Consider the following 11,992-nt stretch of genomic DNA (forward strand, 5'->3'; position numbering starts at 1 on the left):
CAACAATCTTTACGAAAAGTGCCTTAAAAATAAAAAAGCATTCCTCTTTACAAAGGAATGCTCCATAACTGAACTATTTATTTATTACCTTCGGCTAAACCCTTATATCATCAGGATTTCCCTGATATCCTCTTCTGTAAGTGCAGAAGACGACTTGTCTCCAGGGTCGATGATTTCTTCAATAAGATGTTTCTTTTTCTCTTGGAGTTCATTCATTTTTTCTTCGATTGTCCCACGGGCAATAAGCTTGATGACTTGAACCTCATTTTTCTGCCCCATTCGATGGGCACGGTCCGCGGCTTGTTCTTCAACTGCCGGATTCCACCAAAGGTCATATAGTATGACTGTATCGGCACCCGTCAGATTGAGACCCGTACCGCCAGCTTTCAACGARATGAGGAATATATCCCGTTCTCCTGCATTAAACCGATTGCAGATTTCCACACGTTCCTTTGATGGGGTTTGTCCATCCAGGTAGAAAAAGGGTTGTCCTTTCATGGCCAAGTCCCTGCCGATGATCGTAAGCATTTTTGTAAATTGCGAGAAAATCAGCACCCGTCTTCCAGAATGCTTCGAATCTTCGACAATTCGCATCAGCTGCTCATATTTTGCTGAACTGCCTTTATATCCGTCCACAAACAAGACGGGGTGACAGCATATTTGCCGAAGCCGGGTCAAGCCAGCAAGGATCCTGATCCGATTTTTGCGAAGGGTGTCCTTGTCCAGGTGTTTCAGCGTATCATGCCGCAGCTTGGCCAGATAAGCCCCGTACAGTTTCTTCTGATCGGGAAGCAGTTCCATCGATTCCAGCGACTCGATTTTTTCCGGTAATTCCCCTAGTACGTCCTCTTTCATTCTCCGCAGCAAAAATGGACGGATCCTGCGGGAAATCTGCTTCCTGGAGAGGTTGCTATACTCCTTTAACCCCATGAATAGTTCAGGGAATACGACGTGGAAAAGGGACCAGAGCTCTTCCAGTGAATTCTCGATGGGCGTACCAGTCAACGCAAAGCGATGTGCCGCTTTTATCTTCTTGGCCGCTCGTGCCGTTTGTGTCACCGGGTTCTTGAAGGCCTGTGCCTCATCGAAAAACACCGTATGGAAGTCCTCTTTTTCAAACGAATTGATGTCTTTCCGAAGCAATGGATAAGAAGTGATCACTACATCCACGTCCTTCATTTCTTTAAGCAGCTTCGACCTTTCCGTCTTGTCTCCATCCACGACGACGGCTTGTATATCAGGAGCGAATTTAGTGAATTCACTCAGCCAATTGTAAGTCAATGATGATGGGCAGACAATAAGCACCGGAACCCTTTTCTTACGGATGTCAGGTAGCTCGGATAAAATGAACGTGATGCTTTGCAGTGTTTTTCCCAGACCCATATCATCAGCAAGAATCCCGCCAAAACCGTATTGTGCAAGGATTTTCATCCATTTGTAGCCGTTTTTTTGATACTCGCGCAAAATCGGGTCCAGACTCTTTGGCACAGTGAACTCCAAGGCGCCCGGATTCCTGATGTTATCCAAAAACTGCCGGAATGATTCTTCCATCGTGAATGTCTGGCTGTCATTAACGGAGTCAAGGAGCTGGAGCCCTTTTATGAGGGGCATGTTCAGGGTGCTTTCCAGGTCTTCATCCTGTACGGGCAGTGCATTCAGAAAACGATTGATTTCCTCGTATTCCCTTGTTTCAAGGGAAAGCAGCGATCCATTCCTTAAACGATAGTATTTCCTTTTTTCTTCAAGCGCGGCTAAGACCTCACGTATTTGTTTATCTGGGATATCGTCCATTTCAAATTTGAATTCGAGCCAATTAGTACGCTCTTTTTTAATTTTCAACCTAATGCGCGGTGCAGCATTTCCACGGGAAATTCGGTTCCTTACAGCGGTAGTGGCATAGATTTGCACCAGCTTCTGGAGTTTAGGAACGATATGGTACAAGAACTCATACTCCAATTCTTCGTTATGCAAGAAATAGCCTCCGTCCGTCTTGGCAAACTGGCTATCCTCCATCAGCTTTATTATCTCCGCCTCTTTCTCAACATCCCTCATAACCTTGGATTCCTGTTTTTCCAAAGGGTTGATCACGATATTTTCATAATGGAATTCCAGCCCTGCAAGCAGCCTGTTTTTCACTCGGTCCAAGTATAGCTTTGCAACCAGCGGTGTCTTCAAAAACAATTCGGTGATGGATCTTGCAATATGGACTTCACCGAGTCTTTTCAAGCCTGGTACCACTTTGTCCAGGAATAATTCCAGCTGGTCATGATGGATTGGAATTTGATTCATCCCCGAATCCTCCATCATTTGCTTTAACTCTGAAAGGCGTTTGAAATCCTCATTTTCGAGCTGAACCAATTTCCCCTCAAATAGGACCAATGTGTATGCATTCATGACGATCATCTCGTGCAGCCTTTTAATATTCAGTTGATAACCTTTGTCCTCGCTTTCAGTAAAGTCAAACTGTAAAGGAARCGGTCCGTTTGTTACACGAAAGCCATTGAATGTAAGGCCACCATAGGCAAGCTTCACCATTGGCACCGCTTCAAGGATGGGGACAAGCCTTCGAAAAGAAGATGGAGGCAAAAGTAATAAGTGATGGTCCAATGTATATTCGGATTTATCCGTCAGGGCGTCCACATAGACTTTTTCATCCGATATCACTGTAATGAGCTCCTGAAGCACTAAATCATTTTCATTCTGAAAACAATGCAGCACCGGGTCATATATAAATGAAGGGGACACTTGGGCAGGCTTTCCTGCTTTAACTCGCTTCAGGAAATCCCGGACATTCGACACATTGAGAGAACCGATTTTCATTTCCAGTCCTAACATATATTGTTCCATTCCCATCCATACTGGTTTACACGTAAACTCCGCTTCAAGCATCGTTCTATTTTCAAAATGGCGCTGATGACCGCTTTTGCGTACAGGCTGATTATTGAAAAGGGTAAGCAAGCCCTCTGACAACTCCTTATGGGCTGCAGCATCAGGACCGGTTGCACGTATCCCTTCAGGAATCGTTCCATCTCGCTTATGGTCGTAAACCGACAGCAGGACGGCTGCAATATGCTGGCAATCCCTATGGAAGGAAGCTAGCGCAGGACAGCTGCATTTCGTCTGAAATCCGCCGACTGCATCCACTTCAATCATGACATGGAAGTCTTCCTTGCCTCTAACCGATGCTTCACAACCATCATGATGATAGCTTTCAAATGTCACTTTATTGGCACGATGAAAAGCTTCCCCTCTTTTAAAGGAGACGGCCCCGCACATGTCTTTTATGATTTTTCGATTCAATTTGATATCCAAATTGCCGTCCTCCTCCCGGGGTTTTTGGTTGAATGATTTTACATTCCGCTGTTAAATAAGCTCATTTTATCATCATACTATGAAATGGGTTTACAAGGTTATAAAAAAGCAAAAAGACAAACTCCCCCATTCGGAGTTCATCTCTATTTCAGCAACAGGAATTGCAACATCATTGTTGTCCTTTGCCCTTGTTCTTTTTCTTTTTTTTTCGATAAAAGAAGCTGAATACAAGGAATGCAAGAAGAATGAAAAAAAGGATAAGTTCAGCGGGGTCCTTCACCAAAAATGGGTTAAAGGCATGCTTGATCGAATTATCCAGATCAAATCCCATTAGAATATCCATACCTAAAGATATGACCACTAAAGGGACAAGAAGCAAAAGCGTAATACCGAAGAATTTCATTTTTGATCAACTCCGCCTTTCAGGAACTTTTTTTGGTGCTTGTCTTCCCTTTTTTTCGATTCTTAAAAAAGGCAATGATCAAGAGAAGCAATGGAATGATCACCTGAAATGGCAGATGGATGTAATTTGGTACCGCCTTCAGGCCTTCATGGATATGTTCCGTATAGCTGCTTGAAATAATAATCGAAATCAATAAAATGACAATGCCAACAGGGTATGCAAGTCTGGAGGGCTGTTTAACATTGAAAACATTCGCCGTACCCGTTACCGCTACATAAGTAAATACACATATCTTGATGAACCCGCCAATCATTAACAAAAACAAGAAGTACACATCGAGACGTTCAAGAAAGCCAGCGACCTCTATGGACTGAATGAGGGTAAGAAGAGGGTATTGCGAACGCGTCATAAGGTCCACACCAAGTACAGAAACATTCACAGCCATTATTACCGCGAGAAAAATACCGCTTGTAGCCAAGCTCCATATTCCAATTTTTTTCAATCGCTTATGTTCATTTAAATAAGGAAAAATCATTAAAAACGCTATGATTTCACCAAATGGAAAGAATACGGTTTTAGTGAAAGCCATTTTCACCATCTCTGTCCCGCTTATTTCAAAAATGGGTTTTAAGTTGTTTAAATGGATCATGCCTGAAGCAATAATCAGAAGAAAGAAGGTCATTAAAAGTAAATTCTCCAAGACAAAGAATAATTCCCCCGTCCTCGTCACTACTTCTATCCCCTTACGGACCGTATACACTACGACTAAAATGAATGCAGCGTTTGCGACAAATAACGGAATATGAGGATAGGCAAAAGTAAGCAGCGTATCTCCGAAATCCCTTAGCACCCTTGCAGCAAGATAGATGAAATAAAGGATATATAGAAAAGCTACGATCCTGCCTAGAAAATTCCCCAATATATTTCGTACAAATTCCGTTAACAGCTGATCAGGGTAGTATTGAAAAAGGCCATAATAAATGAAAAATAATATAAATCCGCCGATCATCGCAATAAGGATGACCAGCCAGGCAGCTTGCTTGGCTTCACCTGCAAGCGGAACCAAAAGTGCACTGCCCATTTCAAACAGGAAAATAAGGACGAACAGCTGGTACCCGCTGATATTTGCCTTTTCCATGAGAATGCCACTTCCTTTCCATTATTGATCTTTCTTTTGTAAATTTGAAAGAAATGGCTTATTACGTAATCCGGTACGGCGAATGAAAGTTTCGACCTGCACATCAACTTCCAGTTTAGGAAAAGTTTCGTCGTCCCAGTTTTTCTCTAGTTTCTTCCATTCTTTCGGATGGGATTCGTGCATGAGCTCCCCAAAGCCAAAAATATCGGATTTATTTTTTTGTGCCCGAACGATTGCGTCTTCCATCTCCTTCTTCAATTCTTTCGCTAACTTCCTTTCAATATCTATCAGAACATGCATATCGGTTAGATTCAAAGGAACATTCGCTTCCCGGATATCTCCCTCTGCACGGACCTTTATCGACATTTTCGGTTCGCCGTTTACTATTTTTGCCCCGATATTGGTTTTTTGGCGAATGACTGAATAGGTTACTGCGTTTTTTTTATCCTCCCAATCAAGGTATAAATGGACATTTTCGATTCTATCCAATACCCACATTGATCCTATTGCCTTATCACCATCCAGCCAGTCAATCAATTTGCCATCTTTAAAAACACCTATCCCTGCCGCATTAGGGTTCGCCTCAATATCCGAGGACATGGTATTCTCCATTTTATCCTCTTTACCCGTGTTTCCTCTCACGGTAAAACCGCTTATTATCGGTTCTTTTCCGGTACTAAGCAGATTCTTGATCACCTCTTGGAGATTGATGCTAATACTTTTCCCCTGGGTTTTTTCAGTGGTTTCAATCGTCCTAATGACTTTCTCGGCTGATACCTTATCGATTGCTGTTAACGTTTCGACAATATCCCTTGCTTTCACACCCCGGGCAATCACGATCCTCGTAGTTGCCCTGAATTCCGGTGAGCGCTCAAATGCATCGAAAATATCGTTAAGGCCCTCTTCTTTTGCTAGTTCCTCACCGATGACAACCAGGTTGGCATGGGCAAAATACATATCTCGGGAGATTTTCATTGAAGCGTTACCATCCAATTCAAGCACATTATTTCCCGTGGCCCTATAAATGGATATGGGTGGATTCGATCCGCCGCCGCCCTGAAGAGCTCCGGCAACATTCCCTGGATTAATGATTTGGAAAGTTCCCACTAACTTCCCTTCTTTATTTCTATCGAGTCCGACCGCCGAAACGATGGCCATTTCATTTAACTCTGTTTTATCCCAACAGCCTGTGGTGAATGTGGCGGCGATCAACATCACCAAGAGCAGAACTAATCTTTTACGATTCATTGCCTTCACCCTTTTTCCCGTCAGAAGTTTTCATTCCACGCGATTCAGGAGGCAGCGGTCTTTGGTTATTGCCTTCCCTGATCAGATTATTTTCATTGGTCAAATATTGCGGCCTTTCCTTGAATGCCCATATAGGTCTTCTGAAGAATGTGTCGCCCAGCCCTTTTGGATTCAGAGGGGCGAGAGGTGTCATATAAGGAACTCCAAGTGAACGCAGGCTGCATAAATGGACAATAAGGATGATAAAGGCTAAAATCATCCCATAAAAGCCTAACATGCCGGCACAAATGATGAATCCGAACCGCACAATGCGGGCAGAAATCGCTATGGCATAAGAAGGCGTTGCAAAACTGGCAATCGCCGTGATCGAGACGATGATGACCATTGCCGGCGATACGATACCAGCCTGGACGGCCGCCTGCCCGATGACCAATGCCCCGACAATGGACATCGTCGAACCAACGGCCTTTGGCATCCGAAGACTTGCTTCCCGTAATATTTCAAAGGTCATTTCCATAAGAAGCGCTTCAACGACGGCAGGCAAAGGAACCGTTTCCCTTTGGGCCGCTACAATGACCAGCAGCTTCGTTGGGATCATTTCCTGATGAAAAGTCGTGGCTGCAACATAGACAGCCGGCCCGACTATCGAGATGATGAAAACGATGATCCGTAAAAAACGTGTCGCTGAAGCAATGTCGAAGCGATTATAGTAGTCTTCGACAGATTGGAAAAATTGTACGAACAATGCCGGGGCAATCAAGACAAAAGGCGTTCCATTTACGAATATCGCCACTCTTCCTTCCAGCAGGTTTCCTGCGACCATATCCGGTCTTTCTGTATGGTTAAGGGTTGGGAATGGGGTCATGACCTGATCTTCTATCAATTGTTCAATATACCCTGATTCAAGAATGCTATCGATGTTAATTCGATTTAAGCGCTTCTTGACCTCCTCGACAATTCCTTCCTTGACAATTCCATTTATATACATGATGGAAACGTCCGTTTTTGTCACCGTGCCTATTTTCATCGACTCTATCCATAAATCCGGGGTATTGATGATGCGGCGTAACATGGCGATGTTCGTTCCATTCGATTCCGTAAACCCTTCCCTAGATCCCCGGACAGTCAAATGCGTGCTTGGCTCCTGAATCGAGCGCTTCTCTCCTCCTCTTGTACTGGCAACCAAGGCGACGTTTACTTCATCAATAAAAATGATGGTGTCCCCTGATAATAATGTCAAAAATAGCTTTTCCCAGTCCGTGACCCTTTCTACGCCACCGAGGGAAACCACGTCCTCAGAGATAATTTCCATTGCTTCCAGTGGAAGTATGTTTTTTGATAGGTGGGGATTTTTCATGATTGATTCAATTATAAAATCCGTAACGCTAGGATTATCAATCAGACCCTGCACATACAAAATAGTTGTTTTTATCTCCGGGTTTAGTCCGATTTTCAACGTTCGGATAATGATATCGGGACTTTTTCCCGTCTTTTTCTTCACGATTTCCAGATTGGCAGAAAGGGAACTTTCAATATAATCAGGCGTTTTGCTTTTGGATTGACTTTCATCTTCCTTTTTCTTTTCACGTTGCTTCACTTGTCTCTTTTGTTTGAAAAAAGAAGCCATAGCACCGAACCTCATTCCTTTTTCGTTTCACTCATTTTGTCCAAAGCACCCCCCCTTTATTCTAGGTTCAGTGTTCTTCCTCCAATAAGAAAAAGGCTGTCGCAATGACAGCCTTTGATGGTCATATTCGGTTAGGGAATGAATGCCGATGATAACGGCCCAATCAACTAAACTGAGATTATACTTTGCCTTTATTCCTTCTAAAAATCAAAACAACGAAAGCGATAAATAGCAAGGCCAGTATCGCATATACGATGTTTGAATAAATGTCCATGTACCCTACAATATCTTCCCACGAAGAGCCAACAGCTGCCCCGATATTCACCAAGATGATGTTCCAAATTAATGTTCCGGATGTTGTGTAAAGCAGGAAGAGCCAAAAGCTCATATGGGACATCCCTGCTGGAATCGAGATCAAACTTCTGATCAGCGGAACCAGCCTGCAGAAAAACACGGTCCATGACCCGTATTTGTCAAACCATGAATTCGCCTTATGGACGTCCGATACCGTTAACCGAAGAATATGGCCCCATCTTTCCACGAACCTTTCAATGACCTTCACATCAAGAAGTAAACCAATTCCATAAAGGACGACGGCCCCTGCCACAGACCCTAGAGTCGAAGCGATAACGACACCGATAATCGTCATATCCGCTTTAGTCGTCATGTAACCGCCAAAAGTAAGAATGACCTCAGACGGGATCGGCGGGAAAATATTCTCCAATGCTATTAATAGAAAGATTCCCATATACCCAAAATCATTCATGAATTCCGTAATCCAGTTTTCCATTTAATACGCTCCTAACTCTCTTGAATCAACAGCTGGCTTGTTACCTGCCGGCTGCCTATCTTGCAATAACCTTGCTCCCTTTATTAACGATCTTTGTTCTTCCGCCGGTCTTGATACCTTTGGAAAAACCAGATGGAAATCGCAATCCAACAACCGCCTGCCAAATACCCGGCAATGATATCACTAGGATAATGGACCCCCAAGTATATTCGGCTAATACCTATCGAGAGGATCATCATCATGCTGAAAAGAATCAAGAGAATCCTTGCCCACCTAGCCGTAATGTGACGCCATAGCAGAAATGTAAGAATACCGTATAATGAAAATGCATTCATGGCATGTCCACTCGGGAAACTGTATCCCCCTATATCGATGAGTCGATGTAAATCGGGTCGGGCGCGTTGAAAGAATAGCTTAACCATCAAATTGAGAAGAGGTGAACCCACGATGACTGCAGTGAATAAGACTAGTTCCAAACGATGCTTCAAAACCCTATATAAGAAAAACAAAATGACCAAGGAAAGGATGATCAGCGAAGCGGTTGAACCTATGTAAGTAAAGAACTTCATGATGTCCGTCAGCAGAGGGGACTCAATTCCCTGCACCAAGGAAATCACATCTTCATCAAATTTCAGGTATTCATTTGCACTTATTGTAAATGCCATGAAACTGAACCCGATTAAAGAAAGTACACTTATTATAAAGGCAATGGTTAATTGCTGCTTTAATTTCATGATAACATCCTTTCACTTATTAAAACTGTTTCATCTGGAAATTTCTATTTTATCATATCTTCTTCATTGCATGGTGGGGGTAATTGCTTCATCGCCCGCCAACCTAATTCGGGGATCATGCCTGGGCACAAAATTTTCTACTTTATCATACTACTCTATTCGTCATTGCCACCTCAACTTCAGGTTACTATAAGATTTCCTGCCGAACGTTTCAAGGAGCGGCAGGAACCTATTTAACGCATACCATTCAACATGCAAAAAGAAAAAAAACCTTATGCAGGTTAGGCACAAGGTTTTTCGTTTTTTACATGCGGCTTGCCTTAAGCGGTAGTGAGGTCAAAGTTTGCCCTGTCGCTGAATCGGTAAGATTCTCTTCTAACTGGAAAGATGGCACCGCTTCAATATGCTTGAATTTCTTCAGGAATGCAGTAAGCGCAATCTTCGCTTCCAGCCTGGCAAGCGGCGCTCCGAGACAGAAATGAGGACCATTACCGAATGTGAGATGTTTCTTATTATTAGGGCGGTGGATATTAAGTGTGAAGGGGTCTTCAAACATCTCTTCGTCCATATTAGCTGCACTCATCCAAACGACCACATTATCCCCTTCTTTCAATTCCACTCCCAATAGATCGTTATCTTCCTTTACAGTGCGATCCAATTTAATAAGATTGAATCGGAAACGGAGCATTTCTTCGACCGCCTGCGGAACTAAATCCAGGTTTTCATGTAACTCTTGATAAACTTCTTTGTCATCATATAGCAGCGAATAAAAGCTATTGGCCAATAAATGACTGGTTGTCTCGACTCCTGCACCTAAAATCAGCATGGTCGTCCGGACAACCTCATCATCCGTAAACATTTCCCCATCCACTTCTGACTTCAATAAATCTGAGATGATGTCATCCGCCGGGTTCAAACGTTTCTGCACAACAATCGGATACAAATACTGATAGTATTCTTTTGCTGCCACTTGCTTCAATTTATCTACTTCTTCTTGTTTTTCTCTATCAAAAGGAAGAAATAAGGTATCTACCCATTTCTTAAACAATAAACGATCTTTCGAGGGAACGCCCATCAAATCGGCCATGACAATGATCGGAAGCGGACTCGCCAATGATGCCACAATATCGATTTCCGTTTCCTCATCCATTTGTCCAATCAATTCATCTGTAATTTCCTGAATGCGAGGTTCCCAGTTTTGAAGACTTCTAGGTGTGAATGCTGCTGCCAGCAGTGAACGGCGTTTTCTATGATCAGGTGGATCCGCTTCAGTGATTTTGATTTTATCAGGCACAGAACCTTCCTCACTATCCGTTCCAACCGATATGGTGGTCCGTTTCCGTACACTTGAAAAATGTTTATAATCACTGAGAACCCGCTTCACATCTTCATATTTAAAAACATTCCACGTATCCGTTCCTTCGTGATAACTCACAGGGTCATTTTCTAACATCCTTTTACACCAAGAGTACGGGCTAAATTCCTCCGTCCTTGTTTTAAACCTAGTAATTTCTTTTACTGCAATAACTTCTTTCATGATACCGACTCCTCCCACTTCTCAAAAGTACCTAACAAAAGGACCGAATGTGAAGCATTCTCCAACTCCGTCGATTTGTTATAGGGTCGAGCATTCCTGATAGACTTTTTCAGCAAATCCTTAAATACACATCTATTCCATTATAGGGTAAAAAGCCGCAACAAACCATGCATCTTCCATACCAGCGGCCTTACATGAAATTTGCCCCACAATCCCGACACCCCTATGTAAAACTGCTTATTTTTTACAATTCCCTTTCTTTTTCTATTTTTTTATGTCTCTCAATTGATGCTAAAATCTACTCCCCTTTTTTCAAATTTGGAGACAGTGCTTTCCACTAAGTTATTTCAGTATAAATTATTTTATAATTGCCGGAGTTTGTTGATCACTTTGCTTTCCACTCCAGGCACTCGCTTTCCGCGGGCGGTCCGGGAGCCTCCTCGGCGCTCTTGGCGCCTGTGGGGTCTCCCTTGGACACGCTTTTCCCGCAGGAGWCTCGTACCTTCCGTTCAAATCAACTGGAAAGTTTTTCAATTAATAAAAACTGCGACAACATAGGGGTCGAAATGGTTTCCTGCCGAATGCCCATCAAGCTATCACAGGTGATAACCATGATTTAAAATAAGCCTAGACTTTTTCACACTTTTATATAGGATTAAATATTATTTCTGAAATCAAGCTGTTTAAATAAAAAAACTGCAGGCAAACTCGCTTTTCTTCGAGTTTACCTGCAGCTTGAACGCCTGCACGATGCCGCCGTCAATTTTTTCCCCTTTTAATCAGTTCATGCAAATCATCCATTTTCTTTTCCATGATATCCAGTCTGGTTTTACGGTGCTTGATGGAACGGAAAAGGGATACGGTCCCAACGATGATCAGGATTAGAAATAAAAGGCAAAACAATTGGTATACCAGATCCGCAATATTATACCCACTCACTATGTAATCCCCCTAAATGGCATTCTCAATATTCTATTATACACCAGGCAAAATGAACAATTTAACCTTTTTAAGGAGAATCGGGAATAAAAAACCTAGAGCCTTTTGCTACCGATTGCAGACTTTAGACAAAATCGATGAAAATCAAGTTTGTTTCAGTTTTTATGAGGGTTTATAAAACCTCGAACGTCGATTTCCACTCCAGGCACTCGCTTTCCGCGGGCGGTCCGGGAGCCTCCTCGGCGCCTTGCGCCTGCGGGGTCT

9 protein-coding genes are annotated in these 11,992 nt (G+C 43.0%); all 9 read right to left on the reverse strand.

All coding sequences use genetic code 11. From position 1 onward, the window contains the following. Positions 1–102: 102 nt before the first annotated feature. The 9 genes from AC1DVB_RS11560 to AC1DVB_RS11600 all read right to left on the reverse strand — a co-directional run bounded on the left by AC1DVB_RS11560 (position 103) and on the right by AC1DVB_RS11600 (position 11,728). Complete coding sequence (locus AC1DVB_RS11560; protein ID WP_477589304.1) at positions 103–3,312, reverse strand: DEAD/DEAH box helicase; 3,210 nt, start codon at positions 3,310–3,312, stop codon at positions 103–105. A 169-nt stretch (positions 3,313–3,481) separates the two neighbouring features. Further along, positions 3,482–3,715: a YczF family membrane protein gene (locus tag AC1DVB_RS11565; RefSeq protein WP_063575403.1), complete on the reverse strand. Its 234-nt coding sequence runs from the start codon at positions 3,713–3,715 to the stop codon at positions 3,482–3,484. A 19-nt stretch (positions 3,716–3,734) separates the two neighbouring features. Beyond that, positions 3,735–4,853 (reverse strand): GerAB/ArcD/ProY family transporter, encoded by a 1,119-nt coding sequence (locus AC1DVB_RS11570; RefSeq protein WP_098866163.1) that lies wholly within the window; start codon positions 4,851–4,853, stop codon positions 3,735–3,737. A 21-nt stretch (positions 4,854–4,874) separates the two neighbouring features. Then, on the reverse strand, positions 4,875–6,101 hold the full coding sequence (locus tag AC1DVB_RS11575; protein ID WP_477589307.1) for a Ger(x)C family spore germination protein: 1,227 nt from the start codon (positions 6,099–6,101) through the stop codon (positions 4,875–4,877). Further along, positions 6,091–7,728 (reverse strand): spore germination protein, encoded by a 1,638-nt coding sequence (locus AC1DVB_RS11580; RefSeq protein WP_063575400.1) that lies wholly within the window; start codon positions 7,726–7,728, stop codon positions 6,091–6,093. Before AC1DVB_RS11580 ends, AC1DVB_RS11575 begins: the two co-directional genes overlap by 11 nt. A 178-nt stretch (positions 7,729–7,906) precedes the next feature. Then, positions 7,907–8,518: a DedA family protein gene (locus AC1DVB_RS11585; RefSeq protein WP_328176392.1), complete on the reverse strand. Its 612-nt coding sequence runs from the start codon at positions 8,516–8,518 to the stop codon at positions 7,907–7,909. Positions 8,519–8,601: 83 nt separating this feature from the next. Beyond that, on the reverse strand, positions 8,602–9,252 hold the full coding sequence (locus tag AC1DVB_RS11590; protein WP_034309465.1) for a phosphatase PAP2 family protein: 651 nt from the start codon (positions 9,250–9,252) through the stop codon (positions 8,602–8,604). Between the two features lie 304 nt (positions 9,253–9,556). Then, entirely contained in the window at positions 9,557–10,792 is a 1,236-nt protein-coding gene (locus AC1DVB_RS11595; protein ID WP_328119211.1) for a cytochrome P450, read from the reverse strand. Between the two features lie 756 nt (positions 10,793–11,548). Next, a complete protein-coding gene (locus tag AC1DVB_RS11600) occupies positions 11,549–11,728 on the reverse strand; it encodes a hypothetical protein (RefSeq protein ID WP_034309467.1) in 180 nt (59 codons plus the stop codon). Between the last annotated feature and the right edge of the window lie 264 nt (positions 11,729–11,992).

The sequence above is a fragment of the Peribacillus sp. P4_D6 genome (assembly GCF_056401795.1).